Source organism: Streptomyces sp. NBC_01267, assembly GCF_036241575.1.
GTDB lineage: Bacteria > Actinomycetota > Actinomycetes > Streptomycetales > Streptomycetaceae > Streptomyces.
In genome coordinates this window covers 2,067,531-2,086,018 of the sequence record NZ_CP108455.1, presented here as the reverse complement: position 1 = coordinate 2,086,018, position 18,488 = coordinate 2,067,531, and the positions used below count along the sequence as shown (strand labels likewise).

At 72.0% G+C, this 18,488-nt stretch carries 18 protein-coding genes; 10 read left to right on the top strand and 8 right to left on the bottom strand.

Features of this window, described 5'->3' with window-relative positions; all coding sequences use genetic code 11:
- Positions 1-43: 43 nt before the first annotated feature.
- On the bottom strand, positions 44-1,081 hold the full coding sequence (locus OG709_RS09565; RefSeq protein WP_329165599.1) for an Lrp/AsnC family transcriptional regulator: 1,038 nt from the start codon (positions 1,079-1,081) through the stop codon (positions 44-46).
- Between the two features lie 136 nt (positions 1,082-1,217).
- On the opposite strand from OG709_RS09565, the gene OG709_RS09560 reads away from it, so the two are divergent.
- The 3 genes from OG709_RS09560 to OG709_RS09550 all read left to right on the top strand — a co-directional run bounded on the left by OG709_RS09560 (position 1,218) and on the right by OG709_RS09550 (position 5,101).
- The gene (locus OG709_RS09560; protein WP_329165597.1) at positions 1,218-2,657 is read left to right on the top strand and encodes a UbiD family decarboxylase; all 1,440 of its coding nucleotides are present in this window, start codon (positions 1,218-1,220) and stop codon (positions 2,655-2,657) included.
- A 199-nt stretch (positions 2,658-2,856) separates the two neighbouring features.
- A complete protein-coding gene (locus tag OG709_RS09555; protein WP_250304623.1) occupies positions 2,857-3,447 on the top strand; it encodes a UbiX family flavin prenyltransferase in 591 nt (196 codons plus the stop codon).
- A 130-nt stretch (positions 3,448-3,577) separates the two neighbouring features.
- A complete protein-coding gene (locus tag OG709_RS09550) occupies positions 3,578-5,101 on the top strand; it encodes an MFS transporter (protein WP_250304329.1) in 1,524 nt (507 codons plus the stop codon).
- 83 nt (positions 5,102-5,184) lie between these two features.
- On the opposite strand, the gene OG709_RS09545 is transcribed toward OG709_RS09550, so the two are convergent.
- The 4 genes from OG709_RS09545 to OG709_RS09530 are packed head-to-tail and all read right to left on the bottom strand — an operon-like array spanning position 5,185 to position 8,765.
- Entirely contained in the window at positions 5,185-5,790 is a 606-nt protein-coding gene (locus OG709_RS09545; RefSeq protein ID WP_250304330.1) for a response regulator transcription factor, read from the bottom strand.
- A gap of 31 nt (positions 5,791-5,821) precedes the next feature.
- A complete protein-coding gene (locus OG709_RS09540; protein WP_250304331.1) occupies positions 5,822-7,039 on the bottom strand; it encodes a sensor histidine kinase in 1,218 nt (405 codons plus the stop codon).
- Positions 7,040-7,050: 11 nt separating this feature from the next.
- Entirely contained in the window at positions 7,051-7,776 is a 726-nt protein-coding gene (locus OG709_RS09535) for an ABC transporter permease (RefSeq protein ID WP_266643403.1), read from the bottom strand.
- The gene (locus OG709_RS09530) at positions 7,776-8,765 is read right to left on the bottom strand and encodes an ABC transporter ATP-binding protein (protein WP_266643404.1); all 990 of its coding nucleotides are present in this window, start codon (positions 8,763-8,765) and stop codon (positions 7,776-7,778) included. The genes OG709_RS09535 and OG709_RS09530 overlap by 1 nt, the downstream gene beginning before the upstream one ends.
- A 273-nt stretch (positions 8,766-9,038) precedes the next feature.
- Here OG709_RS09530 and OG709_RS09525 point away from each other — a divergent pair, with 273 nt between their 5' ends.
- The 3 genes from OG709_RS09525 (at position 9,039) to OG709_RS09515 (ending at position 12,144) form a co-directional block, all read left to right on the top strand.
- Complete coding sequence (locus tag OG709_RS09525; RefSeq protein ID WP_329165593.1) at positions 9,039-9,893, top strand: MaoC/PaaZ C-terminal domain-containing protein; 855 nt, start codon at positions 9,039-9,041, stop codon at positions 9,891-9,893.
- Positions 9,894-9,954: 61 nt separating this feature from the next.
- On the top strand, positions 9,955-11,031 hold the full coding sequence (locus OG709_RS09520; RefSeq protein WP_250304339.1) for a Zn-dependent alcohol dehydrogenase: 1,077 nt from the start codon (positions 9,955-9,957) through the stop codon (positions 11,029-11,031).
- A gap of 168 nt (positions 11,032-11,199) precedes the next feature.
- Complete coding sequence (locus OG709_RS09515; protein WP_250304341.1) at positions 11,200-12,144, top strand: 3-oxoacyl-ACP reductase; 945 nt, start codon at positions 11,200-11,202, stop codon at positions 12,142-12,144.
- A gap of 81 nt (positions 12,145-12,225) precedes the next feature.
- Here the strand turns inward: OG709_RS09515 and OG709_RS09510 are convergent, their stop codons facing one another.
- Together OG709_RS09510 and OG709_RS09505 are read right to left on the bottom strand one after the other, a co-directional pair.
- Complete coding sequence (locus OG709_RS09510; protein WP_250304342.1) at positions 12,226-12,402, bottom strand: hypothetical protein; 177 nt, start codon at positions 12,400-12,402, stop codon at positions 12,226-12,228.
- 77 nt (positions 12,403-12,479) lie between these two features.
- Positions 12,480-13,703, bottom strand: a complete 1,224-nt coding sequence (locus OG709_RS09505; protein ID WP_250304344.1) for a hypothetical protein — start codon at positions 13,701-13,703, stop codon at positions 12,480-12,482.
- A gap of 187 nt (positions 13,704-13,890) precedes the next feature.
- Between OG709_RS09505 and OG709_RS09500 the strand changes: the two genes are divergently transcribed.
- The 4 genes from OG709_RS09500 (at position 13,891) to OG709_RS09485 (ending at position 17,800) form a co-directional block, all read left to right on the top strand.
- Positions 13,891-14,934, top strand: coding sequence for an ABC transporter substrate-binding protein (locus tag OG709_RS09500; protein WP_250304346.1), 1,044 nt, complete (start codon positions 13,891-13,893; stop codon positions 14,932-14,934).
- A 120-nt stretch (positions 14,935-15,054) separates the two neighbouring features.
- Positions 15,055-15,915: a Nif3-like dinuclear metal center hexameric protein gene (locus tag OG709_RS09495; protein ID WP_266643412.1), complete on the top strand. Its 861-nt coding sequence runs from the start codon at positions 15,055-15,057 to the stop codon at positions 15,913-15,915.
- Positions 15,912-16,655 (top strand): zinc ribbon domain-containing protein, encoded by a 744-nt coding sequence (locus tag OG709_RS09490; protein WP_250304625.1) that lies wholly within the window; start codon positions 15,912-15,914, stop codon positions 16,653-16,655. Before OG709_RS09495 ends, OG709_RS09490 begins: the two co-directional genes overlap by 4 nt.
- Positions 16,655-17,800 carry a bifunctional RNase H/acid phosphatase gene (locus OG709_RS09485; RefSeq protein ID WP_442815378.1) on the top strand — a complete coding sequence of 382 codons (1,146 nt, stop codon included), beginning with the start codon at positions 16,655-16,657 and terminating at the stop codon, positions 17,798-17,800. The genes OG709_RS09490 and OG709_RS09485 overlap by 1 nt, the downstream gene beginning before the upstream one ends.
- A 55-nt stretch (positions 17,801-17,855) precedes the next feature.
- Here the strand turns inward: OG709_RS09485 and eda are convergent, their stop codons facing one another.
- Entirely contained in the window at positions 17,856-18,476 is a 621-nt protein-coding gene (eda, locus tag OG709_RS09480) for a bifunctional 4-hydroxy-2-oxoglutarate aldolase/2-dehydro-3-deoxy-phosphogluconate aldolase (protein WP_266643415.1), read from the bottom strand.
- Positions 18,477-18,488: the final 12 nt, after the last annotated feature.

Sequence of the window (18,488 nt, the reverse complement as noted above, 5' to 3'; positions counted from 1 at the left end):
CGGACAGGTCCGAGGGCCCCGGCCGTGATCCGCCGGTAACGCTCTACGGTTGTCCACCGGGCCGTTCCCCTGGCCGCTTGCCCGGCCGTTCGCTCCGACTGCCCTCCGACCGGCCCCGGTTGCGGGCCACCGCGCCCGCCCGTTTGAGGGTGCGGATCACCGGGGCGGTCTCGACCGTGTCGACGCCCGGAAGCGCCCCGATGCGGTCGGAGAGGTACGCGTAGAGGTGCTCGTCGTCCGGGCAGAGGACGTTGACGAGCAGGTTGGTCCGCCCGGTGGTGGCCGCCGCGTACGCCACCTCGGGGTGACCGGCCAGCGCGGCGCCCGCGGCGGCGAGCTGCGCCGGGCGTACCGCCATCCACATCGCGGTGGCCGCCGGGCTGCCCAGCGCGCTCTCGTCGATGTCCAGGTCGAAGAAGAGCGCCCCGGCCGTGCGCAGTTGGGCGATGCGGCGGCGCACCGTCGACTCGTGGCAGCCGGCCTCGGCGGCCAGCTGGGCGTGCGGCGTACGGCCGTCCCGGGTCAGCGCGGTGAGCAGGATCTGGTCCAGATCCGTGAGCTCCACCGGAGGCGCCTGGGCTTCGGGAGCCGGGTACGCGGGGGCGAGGGCGTCCCGCTGCTGCCGGCTCAGTGCGGAGGTGGGGCCGTCCCAGGTGGTCGGGCCGCCCTTGAACAGCCTCAGCATGCGGTGCGCCGTGATCGAGGTGACCCGGCGGCTCGCCGGGATCCGGTCCATCAGCAGCGCGTCCCGGTCCCGGTCGCCGTGCACCGCGAGGTGACAGATGATCTCGGTCCCGCCGGAGGCGAGCTGGACCCACCGGGTGTCGTCCCGCTCGGCCAGCGCACGGGCCAGACCGAGCGAGGCGCTGGGGACGCACTGGAGGCGCAGCGCCCACACCGTCTGCCCGACGGGCCGGGGGTTGAGCCGCCCCACCACCCGGAGCCCGGCCGTCTCGCGGAGCCGGGCGTAGCGGCGGGCGACCAGTTGGTCGGAGACCTCCAGTACCGAGGCGATCCGGCGCAGCGGTGCGCGTCCGTCGATTCTGAGTGCGTGAATGAGCTGCAGATCGATGGATTCCATGCATCCTGACTCTATCTCGCGTAAAAACCGGCATTCGCTTCCCGACTCGTTGCCCCCGGCCGGGGCCGGTCCGGATCCTCGCGGTGGAAGAGGAGGACGGGAGCACCCGGGTACACCGCCCGGCTCCCGACGGCACATGAGCGCATTCCGCGATCTCCGGCACTACATCGACCACATGACCGAGACCCTGGGGAAGGACGAGGTCCTCCGGATCGACGGCGCGGACCGGGATCTGGACATCGGCGGCATCACCGAACTGATGGCGGAGAAGGAAGGCCCCGCCCTGATGTTCGACAACATCCCCGGCTTCCCGGCGGGGCACCGGGTGTTCACCAACTTCATGGGGACGGCGGCCCGCACCGCGGTGGCCCTGGGGCTTCCGCCCACCACCGGGAAGCTGGACATCGTGCGGGCCTGGAAGGACCTGAGCAAGCGGCTCGAACCGGTCCCGCCGGTGGAGGTCGCCACCGGTCCGGTCCTGGAGAACGTCCTGGTCAGCGACGACGTGGACCTCGGGGTCTTCCCCGCGCCGCAGTGGCACGACGGGGACGGCGGGCGCTACATCGGCACCGCCTGCATGGTCATCACCCGCGACCCCGACAGCGGCTGGGTCAACGTCGGTACGTACCGGGCCTGTGTCCAGGGCCCGGACCGGCTCTCGCTCTGGATGCTCGGCAACCGGCACGCCAAGGCCATCGCCGAGAAGTACTGGCAGCGCGGCCGGGCCTGCCCGATCGCCGTGGTGGTCGGCCAGGACCCGATCCTCTCGACGGCGGCGGCCATCGCCGCGCCGTCCGGGATGTCGGAGTACGACCTGGCGGGCGGGCTCCGCGGGGTAGGCGTCGAGGTGCTGTACGCGCCGGGCAGCGACCTCCCGGTCCCGGCGTACGCGGAGATCGTCATCGAGGGGGAGATGCCGCCGGTCGAGGAGGAGTCCGTCCTGGAAGGCCCGTTCGGGGAGTGGACCGGCTACTACACCCACTCGGGCCAGGAGACCGTGGTCCGGGTCACCCGGATCATGCACCGCGACGACCCGATCATCCTGGGCGCCCCGCCCATGCTCCCGACCGTCCCGGCCGGTGACCAGGCCGTCCCGTTGTACTCGGCCTCGGTGACCTGGGACCACCTGGAAGCCTCCGGAGTGCAGAACATCAAGGGCGTGTGGGCCTACGCCCGGCAGCTCATGATGGTCGTCTCCATCGAGCAGACCGGCGCGGGCGACGCGATGCACGCGCTGCTCGCGGCGGCGGGGCGCAAGCGGACCGGCGGGATGGAGCGGTACTTCGTGGTGGTCGACGAGGACATCGACATCACCGACATCAACCACGTCCTGTGGGCGATGTTCACCCGCGTCGACCCGTCCGAGTCCCTCCAGGTGCTGCGGGCGCCCACCACGGCCATCGACCCGCGACTGTCGCCCGACAAGCGCGCCGCCGGTGACCTGGGGATGGGCATCGTGCTGATCGACGCGACCAAGCCGTTCGCGTGGAAGGACCAGTACCCGGCGGCCAACCGCGTCGACGACGCGACCCGCGAGGACCTGCGCAGGCGCTGGGCGGGCGTCCTGCCGCTGTAGGCCCGCGCCACAGGGGAGGGGAGGCCGCAGTGGCTCTCCCCTCCCCGGCCGGTCCGGCCGGTCCGTCCGTCCCCTATCCGCAGGGTGGTCCGGCCGGTCCGGTTCCCCTCCCCGGCCGGTCCGTCCCACCCCCTCCGCCCGATGCCCGCACCAGGAGCACGCTGTGACCCTCCCCACTCCCACCCCCACCCACGTACCCATCAGGCTCGTTGTCGGAGTCACCGGCGCCACCGGGGCCCCGATCGCTCTCCGGCTGCTGGAGGTCCTTCGGGAGGTGCCGGAGGTGGAGACCCATCTCGTCCTGAGCACCTGGGCCCGCTCCACCATCGAGGTGGAGACCTCCCGCACCAGCAGGCAGTTCGCCGAACTCGCCGATGTGACACATAAGTTCGGCGAGATGGGGGCCACGATCTCCTCCGGCTCCTATCCGGTCGCCGGCATGGTCATCGTCCCGTGCAGCATGAAGACCCTCGCGGCGGTACGGCACGGCTTCGCCGACAACCTCATCTCCCGCGCGGCCGATGTCACGCTCAAGGAGCGCCGCCCGCTGGTCCTCGTGCCCCGGGAGACACCGCTGAGCGAGATCCATCTGGAGAACATGCTCGCCCTCTCCCGGATGGGGGCCCGCATCGTTCCGCCGATGCCCGCCTTCTACGACATCCCGCGCGGGATCAGCGACATCGTGGACCACATCGTGATGCGGATCCTCGACCAGTTCGAGCTCCCCGCACCCACCGCGGACATCGCGGAGCGGTGGCAGGGCCTGGCCGACGCCCGCAGCGGGCAGTGACCGGCGGGTCGTCCGGTGCGTGACGGGACGGGGGCGGCTGCGCGGAAGAAGGTACTAGGCCGGATGGACCAGAGCGCTTGCGCTGATATGCGGATGCACGGGCCACCGGTCGGCTGCGAACATGGCATTCATGTCGCGAACCTCCTCGGACGGCCACATATCCGCCCCCCGCCCCCGGTCTTCCCGCACCCGGCCATCTACCTGGCTGGTGATCCTCGCCGCCTGTGCCGGTCAGTTCCTCGTCGTGCTCGACGTGTCCGTCGTCAACGTCGCCCTGCCCTCCATGCGCAGCAGCCTCGGACTCAGTTCCACCGGGCTGCAGTGGGTCGTCAACGCGTACGCCATCGCCTTCGCCGGATTCATGCTGCTGGGCGGCCGGGCCGGGGACCTCTTCGGGCGCAAGCGGATGTTCCTCGTCGGGCTCGGGCTCTTCACCCTCGCCTCGCTCGCGGGCGGACTCGCCCAGGAGGGCTGGCAGTTGCTCGCCGCGCGGGCCGTGCAGGGGCTCGGCGCCGCGGTACTGGCACCGTCGACGCTCACGATCCTCACCTCGGCCGTACCCGAGGGCGCGGCCCGCGCACGGGCCATCGCCACCTGGACGGCTGTCGGCGCGGGCGGTGGCGCCGCGGGCGGACTCGTCGGCGGCGCGCTGACCGACGCGCTGTCCTGGCGCTGGGTCCTGCTGATCAACGTGCCGGTCGGCGCGCTCGTCCTGGTCGGTGCGGCCCGCTGGATCAGCGAGAGCCGCGCCGGTGGCGCCCGGCGGCTCGACCTGCCCGGGGCGGTGCTGGTGACGGCGGGCACGGCCGTACTCGCGTACGGCATCGTGCAGACCGAGGCCGAGGGCTGGACCGCCGCCGCGACGCTGGTGCCGCTGCTCGCCGGAGTGGTGCTGATCGGGCTGTTCCTGACCGTCGAGGCGCGCACCCGGGTGCCGCTGATGCCGCTGAAACTGTTCAAGGTGCGTTCGGTGGCCGCGGCCAACGCGGCGATGTTCATCTGCGGTGCGGGCAGTTTCGGCATGTGGTACTTCATGACGCTCTACGCCCAGAACGTGCTCCACTACTCGCCGTTCGTCGCCGGGCTGGCGCTCATCCCCAGTTCGCTGAGCGTCGTCGCGGGCTCCAAGCTCGCGCCGCGGGTGATGGCGCGCGTCGGGGCCAAGCACGTGGCGGTCGTCGGCACGCTGATCACCGCCGTCGGGTTCGGCTGGCAGTCGACGATGACCGCGCACGGGACGTACGTCGTCTCGATCATGCTGCCCGGCATGCTGATGATGCTCGGCGCCGGACTGGCCATGACACCGCTCGCCTCGCTCGCCACCTCCGGCGCGGCACCCGGCGACGCGGGTCTGGTCTCCGGGCTGGTCAACACCGCCCGCACGCTGGGTGGTGCGCTCGGCCTCTCCGTACTCTCCACGGTCGCCGCGTCCGGCAGCCGGGGCGGCACCGGGGCCGAGGCACTGACCGCGGGGTACGGGCTGGCGTTCCGGTGGGGCGGGTTCATCCTGCTGGGGGCGGTGGTGCTGATGCTGCTGTGGATGCCGCGGGCCTCGGGCCCGATCCTCCGGCGCCCGGCGGCGTCGGGCCCGGCCGACGAGCGACGGGACCCGGCCGCACCGAGCCCGGCGGCAGCGAGCCCGTCCGACGACTGACCGCGGGGGCCGCCGGGCCCCCAGGGCTGTTGGACACCCTGGGCTGTTGGGCTAACTGGGCTGTAGCCGGGAAGGCTTTCCGGCTACAGCCAGCCCCGCTGCCGGGCCGACCGCACCGCCTCCATGCGGTTACGGGTCCCCGTCTTGCCGATGGCCGACGAGAGGTAGTTGCGGACCGTCGACTCCGAGAGGTGCAGCTTGCCCGCGATGTCCGAGACGGTCGCCCCGTCCACCGAGGCGTTCAGCACCTCGCACTCGCGGGCGGTCAGCGGACTGGGTCCCGCGCTGAGCGCCGCCGCGGCCAGGGCCGGGTCGATGACCGTCTCCCCGGCCAGCACCCGGCGGATCGCGGCGGCCAGCTCCTCCACCGGCCCGTCCTTGACCAGGAATCCCGCGGCCCCCGCCTCCATCGCACGGCGCAGATAGCCGGGCCGGCCGAAGGTGGTGAGGATCAGCACCCGGCAGCCGGGGGCCTCCGTACGCAGGTCGGCGGCGGCGTCCAGCCCGCTGCGGCCCGGCAGTTCGATGTCCAGGAGCGCCACATCGGGGGACGAGGCAAGGACCTCCGGCACGATCTGGTCACCGGTGGCCACCTGGGCGACCACCTCGATGTCCTCCTCAAGTCCGAGGAGCAGGGCGAGCGCACCCCGCATCATTCCCTGGTCTTCGGCGAGGAGGACTCGGATCATTCGCTGCTCTCCCTGTTCCACTTCCACCGGCTCACCCGGCCGGTTCTTCCCGGTCCGGCGCCGCGTCGGCCGGGAGTTCGGCCACCAGCCGGAAACCGGACCGCTGGCCGGGGCCCGCCTCCAGGGATCCGCCGGCCGCCGCGAGGCGTTCGGTCAGACCCTTCAGCCCGCTGCCGGGTGGCGTAGAGCCTACGCCGCGACCGTTGTCCTTGATCACCAGGCGGACGCGTTCGGGTGCTCCGCCGTCCACGGTGATCTGGCAGCGGGTGGCACCGCTGTGCCGTACGGCGTTGGTGACGGACTCCCGGACGACCCAGCCGAGCAGCGCGGCGTTCTCCGGCGCCAGCGGCGGGCCCGACTGCCGTACGACGGGCTCGATCCCGGCCGCGGTGAGCGCCGAACGGGCCCGGTCGAGTTCGCTGGCCAGGCTCGCGTCGCGATACCCGGTGACCGCCTCGCGGATCTCGGTGAGGGCCTGTCTGCCGACGGTCTCGATGTCGGAGATCTGACCGAGCGCCGCCTCCATGTCGCGCGGGGCGATCCGGCGGGCGGCCTCCGACTTCACGACGATCACGGAGAGCGTGTGGCCGAGCAGGTCGTGCAGATCGCGGGAGAAACGCAGCCGCTCCTGCTCCACCGCCGAACGGGCCAACTCCTGCCGGGTGGAGCGGAGTTCCATGACCGTCTCGGAGAGCGTCAGGACCGCGGCGGTCACCGCGCCGGAGATGAACGTGCCGTAGCCGAGCGTCCAGGGGTCCCAGGGGCTGTGCCCCTCCTGCCCCGAGATGTAACCCGCGGAGCCCGCGACCACCACCAGTGCCAGCCCGAGTTGCCGGTCGCGCAGGGTGGTGCCGATGGCCAGCGAGAGCAGCGGGAAGAACAGCAGCCAGTTGTCCCCGTAGCCGAGGGCCAGGCCGTAGGTGATGGCCGCCATCAGACCCAGCAGGTACAGCGTGACGTGGCTCTTCCGCTTCTCCGGGTCGAAGGCGCGGAACGCCACCGAGACGTAGAGGGAGTTGAAGGCCAGCAGCCCGGCCCCGCCGATCCACGGGTTGGGGGCGTCGCCGCCGATCAGGTTGGAGAAGCTGCCCAGGCCGAGCAGCAGCCACGGCAGCAGGGCGAAGGCGTTCGGCGGGCCGGGACGTTTCTGCTCCTCGGCCTCCTTCAGCCGCTCCTTGTGCCGCTTCCACCCCTCGCGCAGCCCGTGCGGTCGACGTGGCCCACGCGGCCCGTTCAGCTTCTCGCCCATCGCCTCTCCAGTCACACGGTCCTCGCGGACCGACGGTACGAGATCACCGCGTACGTGCCGAACACCAGGAGCCAGGCCGCCAGCACCGCGACCGTACCGGGACCGGGCGCGCTGCCGTGGGTGGTGGACCAGCCCAACTCGGCGAACCGGTTGGTCGGTGTGTACCGGGCGACCGAGCGCAGCCAGCCGGGGAAGGCGTCGACGGGGAACCACAGGCCGCCGACGATCGCGAGCCCCATCAGACAGGCCACGTTCACCACGCCCGTCGTCTGGGCGGTCAGCCGGTAGCCGTTGCCGATGCCCAGCAGCGTGAAGGGCAGCGCGCCGATCCAGAGCAGCAGGGCGAGCACCACCCACTGCCAGGCGTCCATCCGTACGCCGTTGACCAGTACCCCGGACAGCAGCACCGCCAGAATGCCCGGCAGTACGGTCGCCGAACCCGCGATCGCCCGGCCCAGCACCACCTGGGAGGGCGGCAGCGGAGTCACCCGCAACTGCCGCAGCCAGCCCAGGGACTTGTCCGAGGCGACGCCGGTACCGACGCCGAGCGCGGCGCCCAGCGCTCCGTACGCGGCCATACCGACCATCGAGGTGACCCGCCAGGCGGCCGACGCCGAGTCGGTGGGGCCGATGTTGGTGAACAGCAGATACATCATCACCGGCATCCCGACGCCGAAGACGACGAATCCGGTGTCGCGCAGGGTGCGCCGCACTTCGAGCTTGATGTACTCCAGCATCAGACGTCCGCCTTCTGGGGTCGGGGCGCGGTTCCGTGCCCGCTCTCGTTCGTCGGTTCGCCGGGTACGTGGGCGAGTTCGTGCGAGGCGGGTTCGTGCGAGGTGAGGCGGAGGAAGGCGTCCTCCAGGGTGGCCGGGGCGACCGCGAGTCCGCGGATCGCGCCCAGCTCCGCGAGGGCGACGACGGTGGCGTCGGAGTCGTCCGTACGCAGCGACGCCCGGTCCCCGCGGATCTCCACGGCGGTGACGCCGGGCAGCAGCGGAAGCCCTTCCGTTCCCCGGCCCGCCAGGTCGAAGGAGACCAGGCTGCCGCCCGCCGAGCGCTTGATCAGCTCGGCGCTGCCGTCCGCGACGATCCGGCCCCGGTCGATGACCACGATGCGGTCGGCGTTGTCGTCGGCCTCCTCCAGGTAGTGCGTGGAGAAGAGCACGGTGTTCCCGCGCCGCGCGTACGCCCGCATGGAGTCCCAGAACGCCCGCCTGGCCTCCACGTCGAGCGCGGCGGTCGGCTCGTCGAGGACGATCAGCTCCGGGTTCCCGGCGAGCGCCACGGCGAACCGGACGCGTTGTGTCTGGCCGCCGGAGAGCTTGTCGACCCGGCGGCCCGCGAACTCGGCGAGGCCCGCCATGTCCAGCGCCTCGGACACCGGGAGGGGGCGCGGATACGTACTGGCGACGAAGGCGACCAGTTCCCGCACCGTCACCCGGGGGATCGGCTGCCCGGTCTGCAGCATCGCCCCCACCAGTCCGGCCCGTACCGCCTGTTCGGGCGTCCGGCCGAAGAGCCGCACCTGCCCGCTGTCGGGCTGGTCGAGCCCGAGCAGCAGTCCGATCGTGGTGGACTTCCCGGCCCCGTTGCGCCCCAGGAGCGCGACGGTCTCCCCGCGGTGGATCTCCAGATCGGCGCCGTCCACGGCCCGTACCGCGCCGAAGGTCTTGACCGCGCCGGTGAAGCTCACCGCGGGGCCGGTGTCTGCTGTCTGCGTCATGACTCCCACGCTACGGAGCGGGCCGGGCCGCGCGGCAGATGCGCATGTACGGACCCGGCCGGTACAAATGTCACGGCCGACCGGAGGTCCGACAGAGATCTGACGTGGCGTCAGGAGTCTTCACAAGTGCTGAGGGGTGCGTTATACATGGGGTCATCGGCCTAGAACGCGTTCTACAAAGGGCGCCGGAGGCCGGTCCCGTACGACCTCGGTGCGCCTGACGGTGCGGACGGTCGCACCGAGGTCTTTCCCTCGTCAAGGAGCCCTCGCCCCATGCCCATTGATGCCGCAGAGGCCGTTGCCGCCGAACCCCGCTCCAGCGAGATCACCTGGGGCCACAAGGACGTCCAGCTCTACCACCTCGGGGTTGGCGCCGGTCTGCCCGCCACCGACGCCGACGAGCTGCGCTACACCCTGGAGTCCAGGCTGCACGTCCTGCCCAGCTTCGCCACGGTCGCCGGCGCGGGCACGGCCCTGGCGGGCGGCCTCACCGCACCCGGGATCGAGGTGGACCTCGCCGCCGTCCTGCACGGTGGGCAGACCGTCGTCCTGCACCGGCCGATCCCCGTCGAGGGCACGGCCGTCTCCGCGTCCCGCGTCCAGGCGGTGTACGACAAGGGGAAGGCCGCCGTCATCGTGCTGCGCTCCGAAGTGAGTGACGCCGAGGGCCCGTTGTGGACCAGCGACTCCCAGATCTTCGTACGGGGCGAGGGCGGGTTCGGCGGCGAACGCGGCCCCTCGGCCCGGCTCGAACTCCCCGACCGGGCGCCCGACCGCACCGAGGAGCGCCCGATCCGCCCGGACCAGGCCCTGCTCTACCGGCTCTCCGGCGACTGGAACCCGCTGCACGCCGACCCGGAGTTCGCCAAGCTCGCCGGGTTCGACCGGCCGATCCTGCACGGGCTCTGCTCGTACGGAATGACGCTCAAGGCCGTCGTCGACACCGTGCTCGGCGGCGATGTCGCCCGGGTCGACTCGTACGCCACCCGCTTCGCCGGTGTCGTCTTCCCCGGCGAGACCCTCCGGCTCCGGATGTGGGAGTCGCCGGGCCGTGTCCAGGTGGCCGTCTCGGCCGTCGAACGGGACGACGCGCCGGTCCTCGCCGACACCGTCGTCACACACCACTGACCGGCACCGTCGTCACACACCACTGACCCACCAGAAGTAGCCGTATGTGAGGAGCCGCACCATGCGCGCAGCCGTACTGCACGAGATAGGCCAGGAGAAGCTCGAGGTCCACGACGACGTCGAGGCGGTGGGCTTCGGCCCCGGCAAGGTCAAGATCAGGGTCCGGGCCACCGGGCTCTGCCACTCGGACGTCTCCGCGATGAACGGGGTGCTTCCGCAGCCCGCGCCGTTCGTCCCCGGCCACGAGGGCGCGGGCGAGATCCTGGACGTCGGCGACGGGGTCACGGGTCTCAGCCAGGGCGACCGGGTGGTGCTCTGCTGGCTGCCCGCCTGCGGGATCTGCCCGGCCTGCAAGCGCGGCCAGACCGAGCTGTGCCTCGCCGGGTTCATGAACGCGGGCACCCCCAACTTCAAGCGCCCCGGCGGCGATGTCTTCGGATTCGCCGGGACCGGCACCTTCACCGAGGAGGTCGTCGTGGGCGCGGGGTGCGCGGTGCCCATCCCCGACGACGTGCCGTTCGAGATCGCCGCGCTCATCGGCTGCGGCGTCACGACCGGACTCGGCGCCGCCATCAACACCGCCGACGTGCAGGCCGGTTCGTCGGTCGCGGTCATCGGCTGCGGCGGCGTCGGAATCTCCGCGATCCAGGGCGCGCGGCTCAGGGGCGCCTCCCAGATCATCGCCGTCGACCCGGTCGCCTCTCGCCGGGAGGCCGCGCTGAAGTTCGGCGCGACGGAGGCCATCGCCCCGGACGCGCTGACCGACGCCAAGCAGCGCATCACGGCGGGGGAGGGCTTCGACTACGTCTTCGAGGTCGTCGGCAAGTCGGCCACGGCCCGGACGGCGTACGAGACGACCCGGCGCGGCGGCACCCTGTGCGTGGTCGGCGCGGGCGCCATGGACGACTTCCTCCAGCTCAACATGTTCGAGCTGTTCTTCGACGAGAAGCGGATCCTGCCCTCCATGTACGGCGGCGGGGACGTCGTCCGCTCCTACGAGCGGGCCATCTCGCTCTGGCGGGCCGGACGCATCGACCTCGAAGGGCTGATCACGCACCGGGTGCCGCTCGCCGGGATCAACGACGCGCTGGTGCAGATGCGTACGGGCGAGGCGCTGCGTACCTGCATCGAGATCTGAGGGATCTGAGGGATCTGGGAGGCCTGAGGGGTCTGTGAGATCCGAGGGATCCGTGAGCTCCGAGCCGCGCCGGTCCTCAGAGCCGGTAGCGCTGTAACGGAGACGCCGTAACGGAGACGCCGTAACCGGAGACCTGTGGCTCCGGAGACCTGTAAGGAGAGCTGGTCCATGTCTTTGCCACTCGATGGCCTGTCCGCGATCGTCACCGGGGCCGGCCGCGGCCTCGGCCGTGCCGAGGCGCTGGAACTCGCCCGGCTCGGCGCGAGTGTCGTCGTCAACGACTTCGGCCAGCCGGGCCGTGACGGTTCCGGCGAGGCGTCCGCCGCGCCCGCCGAGGAGGTGGCCGCCGAGATCCGCGCGGCGGGCGGGCAGGCGGTCGCCCACCTCGGCGACGTCGCGGACCACGAACAGGCCCGCGCCCTGGTGCAGTTGGCGGTCGACACCTACGGGAAGCTCGACATCCTGGTCAACAACGCGGGCATCCTGCGGGACCGCATGGTGTTCTCGATGAGCGAGAGCGAGTGGGACTCGGTGATCCGGGTCCACCTCAAGGGCCACTTCAACACCACCCACTTCGCCTCCGTCCACTGGCGGGAGCGTTCCAAGGCCGCGGGCGGACCGGTCTACGGCCGGATCGTCAACACCTCCTCGGAGGCGTACCTGGCAGGCTCGGCGGGCCAGCCGAACTACGCGGCGGCCAAGGGCGGTGTCGTCGGGCTGACCACGTCGACGGCGCTGGCCCTCGGCAAGTACGGGGTGACCGCCAACGCGATCTGCCCGCGCGCCAGGACCCGGATGACCGAGGACGTCTTCGCCGGATTCCAGGAGCCGGGCGCGGGCGAGCTGGATCCGCTGGCCCCCGAGCACGTCTCCCCGCTCGTCGGCTACCTCGCGTCCCCGGCCGCGGCCCAGGTCAACGGGCAACTGCTCGTGGTGCACGGCGGGATGGTCGCCGTCGTGGAACGGCCCAGGGTGGCCGCGAAGTTCGACACCGCGAAGACCGTGTTCTCGTACGAGGAGCTGGACGAGGTGCTCTCCCCGTACTACGCGGACCGGCCGCCGAACGAGACCTTCGCGGCCTCGGAGGTCCTGGGACTCAAGCACAGCGGCTGACGGGCCGCTGCTACCGGCGCACAGGGAAGGGACCGGCCCCCGAGGGGACGGTCCCTTCCCTGTGCGCGTACGCGTGATCGGTCAGGCAGCACCGGTGCGTTGCTCCGCCGCGCGGCGGTGGCGGCCGTTGGTCTCGGCCTCCGACGCCTCGGTGGGCGCCGCACTCCCTCGGTGCTTTCCGGAGCCTCCGGCTTCGCCCCGGCCCGCGGTCGCAGGCTGCGGCCTCGTCCGGGCGGTGTCGGTCCTGGCTTCAGACATGATGAGACGTCTCCCCCGTCAAATCGCTCGCTTACTTCAGTTACTGCAGCGCTGCTCGTGTGGGCAGGCCCGAGATTCTAACCAGCCTGCGGGCGCCCGTTGAGAGGCGCCTGCTGCAACGGTACGGGCTTGCACACAACAGGAGTGTCAGGGGGGCCGCACGGTTCCTGACCAGGGACTTCCACTTGTGCGGGTTCTGTGCCCACCCCCATGGACAGCTCGATGGAGAGGTCGCAGGGCACCTCGCCGAGCGGCGCGATGTCCACCACTGAGACCGGTACCGGGCCCGTGGAGCACGGCAGCCTGAGCACCCCTTCCGCGGTCCACAGCCCGGCCCCCGCCAACCACCCTTCGGGAGCGGCCCGTTGCAGCAGCCGCCGGGCCGCGGGCCGCCACACCCCCAGCCAGCTGCCCGCCGCGCCGTCGATCCGCAGCGCGACCCCGCAGGTCTCCGGCATCAGCACCTGCCCCGGCTGCACGGCGAACGGCGAGACCACCGCGTCGTCCAGCCGCAGACACTCCGGGAAGCGCACCGGCCGCCGGCTCCCCAGGACGCCCCAGCCCAGCCGGTCGTACCCGGGCGCGTTCGACCGTACGAGCAGCAGGCCGCTGTCCGCGTCGGCCAGCAGCAGGCGGTCGTCGCTGTCGTCGGTGATCTGGAGCAGCGGGGTGACTTCGCCGCCCCGTTCCAGGTCGACCGCCACCGCCTTGGTGACCCCGTCCGTCTCCCGGTCCAGGGCCAGCATCCGGCCCGTACGGTCCAGCCACACCCCGCCGGTGCAGCGCCCCGGCACCTCCGTGACGTACTCGGGCCCGAAGGCCCCGCCCGCCACCAGCCAGACCGTGGTCGCGTGCTCGCCCGGCGCCAGGGCGTAGGCGCAGGCGCTGCCCGGCGCGGGCGGCAGCAGGGTCAGCCGCTCGCACTCGACGCCCCCCAGGGGCACCTCGCCGGTGCCCGGACCGGTCGGATAGAGCAGGGAGAAGGTGTGCCGCCCCTCGATGAACCGGCGGATCAGCACCCGCCCGTCGGCCAGCGGCAGCACGTCGGAGTCCGGCTCCTCGGGCTGGTGGCCGGGCAGTTCCACCGCGTACGGCTCGGGTCCGTCCAGCGTCCAGCGCTCGGGGAACCAGGCGTCCCCGCTGCGGCGGGCCAGCCGGGCGGCGTAGGACCCGTCGTGGGCAAGGGTGAAGTCCGTCCGCCGTACCGCGTCGAGACCGTCCGCGGTGTTCGCGAGGGTCGTGGCGGTCGTGTGGGGCTGCGTCGCGGTCATCGTCGCGGTTGTCGTGGCCGGGGCTGTCATCGTTCGGTCACCTCCGGACACCGAAGCTAGTTTTCGTACGTCCTGCCGAACCAGCCGGGTCGGACGAAGTCCCTCGTAAGGGTGGCCACCGCGGGGTTCGGCTGAGAAGGAGGGGGTGGGTGTGCTCGGCGGGAGAGGGGTGGTTAAGGTTAGGCACACCTAAGTAACCCTTGTCAGGAGCTTTGCCATGTCCGTACGTCGCCGCAGCGCAGCTGTCGCCGCCCTCGCGCTCACCGGCGCGCTCACCCTCGCCGCCTGCGGAAGCAGTGACAGCGGGGACGGCGCCGCGAGCTCCGACAAGGCCAACTCGGCGGCCAAGAAGGACGTCGCGACCGGGGGCAAGGACTTCGGGGACGCCGCGAAGAAGACCGCCGCGTTCGGTACGGACGCCAAGCCCGGCCAGTTCCCGCGCACCATCACCCAGGCCATGGGCAAGACCGTGCTCAAGGCGAAGCCCCAGCGGGTCGTCGTCCTCGACGTCGGCGAGCTGGACAACGTCGTCTCCCTCGGCATCAAGCCGGTCGGCTACGCGCCCACCGAGGGCAGCGAGGGCATTCCCAGCTACCTCAAGAAGAACGCCGGGAACCCGAAGAACGTCGGCACGATCAACAACCTCAACCTGGAGGCCATCGCCAACCTCCACCCGGACCTGATCCTCGGCAGCCAGCTGCGCGCGGCGGACAAGTACGACGCACTCAAGAAGATCGCGCCGACCGTCTTCTCCATCCGTCCGGGCTTCACCTGGAAGCAGAACTACCTGCTGAACGCGGCGGCGCTCGACCGGACCGCCCAGGCCAAGGCCGAACTCGGCTCGTACGAGAAGCGCGCCAAGCAGCTCGGCGCCGACGTCGGCCCGCACAAGCCGACCATCTCGATGGTCCGGTACATGCCGGACCGGATCCGCCTCTACGCGCAGCAGTCCTTCATCGGCACGATCCTCCAGGACGCCGGACTGCCGCGGCCCAAGAGCCAGCAGGTGAACGACCTCGCCGTGGAGATCAGCCCCGAGAAGATCGACTCCGCGGACGCCGACTGGATCTTCACCGGCGTGTACGGCGACCCCAAGGCCACCAAGCGCGACACCGTCCAGTCCAACCCGCTCTGGAAGAACCTCAAGGCGGTCAAGGACGGGCAGGCGAAGAACGTTCCCGACGAGACCTGGTACCTGGGTCTGGGCGTGACCGCGGCCGACAAGGTCCTCGACGACCTCCAGCACTACCTCGTCAAGTAACACCGGCTCGTCAAGTAACACCGGCTGGTCAAGTGACACCGGCTGGTCAAGTGAGGCCGGCTGGTTCACCGACCAGGCCCGACCGGCAGCCGGGGCACGGAGCGCAGGTAACCTGTAGCCGTGCCCCGTCTGTCTGAAGTCATCGCCGCACTCGACGCCCTCTGGCCTCCCGAGCGGGCCGAATCCTGGGACGCCGTCGGTACGGTGTGCGGCGATCCGCAGGCCCCCGAAGGTGTCGACCGGGTCCTCTTCGCCGTCGACCCCGTCCAGGAGATCGCCGACGAGGCGGTGGCGCTCGGTGCCCAGCTGATCGTCACCCACCACCCGCTCTATCTGCGCGGGACGACGACGGTCGCTGCCGACACCTTCAAGGGCCGTGTCGTGCACACCCTGATCCGGCACGGCATCGCCCTGCACGTCGCACACACCAACGCCGACACCGCCGACCCCGGGGTCTCCGACGCGCTCGCCGGGGCGCTGGACCTGCGGGTCGTGGGCCCCCTCGTACCCGACCCGGCCGACCCGCACGGGCGGCGGGGCCTCGGCCGGGTGTGTGAGCTCGACCACCCGGTGACCCTGCGGGAGTTCGCCGCACGGGCCGCCGCACGGCTCCCCGCCACCGCGCAGGGCATCCGCGTCGCGGGCGACCCCGACGCCCTCGTCCACACCGTCGCGGTCAGCGGCGGCTCCGGCGACAGCCTCTTCGACCAGGTACGCGCCAGTGGCGTCGATGCCTTCCTCACCGCCGACCTGCGCCACCACCCGGTGTCCGAGGCGGTGCAGCAGTCGCCGCTCGGGCTGCTCGACGCGGCGCACTGGGCCACCGAGTGGCCCTGGTGCACGCAGGCCGCGGCGCAGCTCGACGCGATTTCCGACCGGAACGGATGGGGTCTGCGTACCCACGTCTCCCGTACGGTCACAGACCCCTGGACCGCCCACGCGGCGTCCACCGCAACCGATCCTTCTGGAGCCCCCAACTGAACGCCGCGCACGCCGACCAGATCCGACTCCTCGACGTCCAGTCCCTCGACGTACGGCTGTCGCAGCTCGCGCACAAGCGCAAGTCGCTTCCCGAGCACGCCGAGATCGACTCCCTGACCAAGGACCTCACCCAGCTCCGCGACCTGCTCGTCGCCGTGCGGACGGAGGAGAGCGACACCGCCCGCGAGCAGACCAAGGCCGAGCAGGACGTCGACCAGGTCCGCCAGCGCTCGGCGCGCGACCAGCAGCGGCTCGACTCCGGTGCGGTCAGCTCGCCCAAGGACCTGGAGAACCTCCAGCGCGAGATCACCTCGCTCGCCAAGCGCCAGGGTGACCTGGAGGACGTCGTCCTCGAAGTGATGGAGCGCCGGGAGTCCGCGCAGGAGCGCGCCACCGAACTCACCGAGCGGGTCGGGTCCGTCGAGGGCAAGGTCGCCGACGCCACCGCGCGCCGCGACGCCGCCGCCGGGGAGATCGACCGCGAGGTCGCCACCCTCACCAAGGAGCGCGAGGTGGTGGCCGCCTCGGTCCCCGCCGACCTGATGAAGCTGTACGAGAAGCTGCGGGTGCAGCAGGGCGGCGTCGGCGCGGCCCGTCTCTACCAGCGCCGCTGCGAGGGCTGCCGTCTGGAGCTCAACATCACCGAGGTCAACGAGGTGAAGGCGGCTCCCGCCGACTCGGTGCTGCGGTGCGAGAACTGCCACCGCATCCTGGTGCGTACGGCCGACTCGGGCATCTGATGCGGGAGTTCGTCGTCGAGGCGGACGGCGGTTCCCGGGGCAACCCGGGGCCCGCCGGCTACGGCGCGGTCGTGCTCGACCCGGCCACCGGGGAGACCCTGACCGAGGCCGCGGAGTTCATCGGTTTCGCCACGAACAACGTGGCCGAGTACCGGGGCCTCATCGCCGGGCTCCGGGCCGCCGCGGCGCTGGACCCCGCCGCTCGGGTCCGGGTCCGGATGGACTCCAAACTCGTCGTCGAGCAGATGTCGGGGCGCTGGCAGATCAAGCACCCGGACATGAAGCCGCTGGCGGCGGAGGCCGCCACCGTGCTGCCCCGGTCACAGGTGACGTACGAGTGGATCCCGCGCGAGCGGAACAAGCACGCGGACCGGCTCGCCAACGAGGCGATGGACGCGGGCAGGGACGGCAGGCAGTGGGAGCCGTCGGACTCGACGGCGGACCTGGGCGCGCCGTCCGCCCCTGAGGCGACCGGTGCCCCGGCCGCCCCGCCGGTCGGCTGGTCGGCCCCGGCCGACCTGGGCGCCCCGGCGACCTTCGTACTGCTGCGCCACGGCGAGACGGCGCTCACCCCGGAGAAGCGGTTCTCCGGCAGCGGCGGCACGGACCCCGAGCTGTCCGCGACCGGCCGCGAGCAGGCGGAACGGGCCGCGGCGGCGTTCGCTGCCCGCGGCACGATCCAGGCGGTCGTGTCGTCACCGCTGCGCCGCTGCCGCGAGACGGCGCAGACGGTGGCGGACCGGCTGGGTCTGCCGGTCCGGATCGAAGAGGGCCTGCGCGAGACGGACTTCGGTGCCTGGGAGGGCCTGACGTTCGGCGAGGCGCGCGAGCGGTACCGCGCCGACCTCGACGCCTGGCTCGCCTCGTCCAAGGCGGCCCCGACCGGCGGCGGCGAGAGCTTCGCGACAGTGGCCCGCAGGGTCGCGTCCGCCCGCGACCGGCTGATCGCCGGGCACCGGGGGACGACGGCGCTGCTGGTCACGCATGTCACACCGATCAAGACACTGGTACGGCTCGCGCTGGGAGCGCCGCCCGAGTCGCTGTTCCGGATGGAACTCTCGGCGGCCTCGGTGTCGGCGGTCGCGTACTACGCGGACGGCAACGCGTCCGTACGGCTGCTGAACGACACGTCACACCTGCGCTGAGCGGAAACCCGCTTCGGGCGGAATGCGCTTCGGCCGCCGGTCGACCGGACCCGCGTCACGCCACGCGCAGCGCCGCCGCACCCCGCGCCAGTGACTCCACCCGCGCCCAGTCCCGGGTGGCGACGGCTTCCGCCGGGAGCATCCAGGTCCCGCCGACGCAGCCCACGTTCGGCAGCGCCAGATACGACGGCGCGGACGTCAGCGAGATCCCGCCGGTGGGGCAGAACCGGGCCTGCGGCAGCGGCCCCCCGAGCGACTTCAGGTAGGGCGTCCCGCCCGCCGCCTCCGCGGGGAAGAACTTCATCTCGGTGATCCCGCGCTCCAGCAGCTGCACGACCTCCGAGGTCGTGGAGACGCCCGGCAGGAACGGCACACCGGACTCCGTCATCGAGCCCAGCAGCCGGTCCGACCAGCCGGGGCTGACCAGGAACCGGGCCCCCGCGGCGAGTGCCTGAGAGACCCCCTCGGGGGAGATCACGGTGCCCGCGCCGACCACCGCGTCCGGCACCTCGGCGGCGATGGCCCGGATCGCGTCCAGCGCGGCGGGTGTCCGCAGCGTCACCTCGATCGCGGGCAGCCCGCCCGCGACCAGCGCCCGCGCCAGCGGTACGGCATCGGCTGCGTCGTCGAGCACGACGACAGGGACCACGGGGGCAAGGTCGAGCACGGAAGTCATACCGGCATCCTG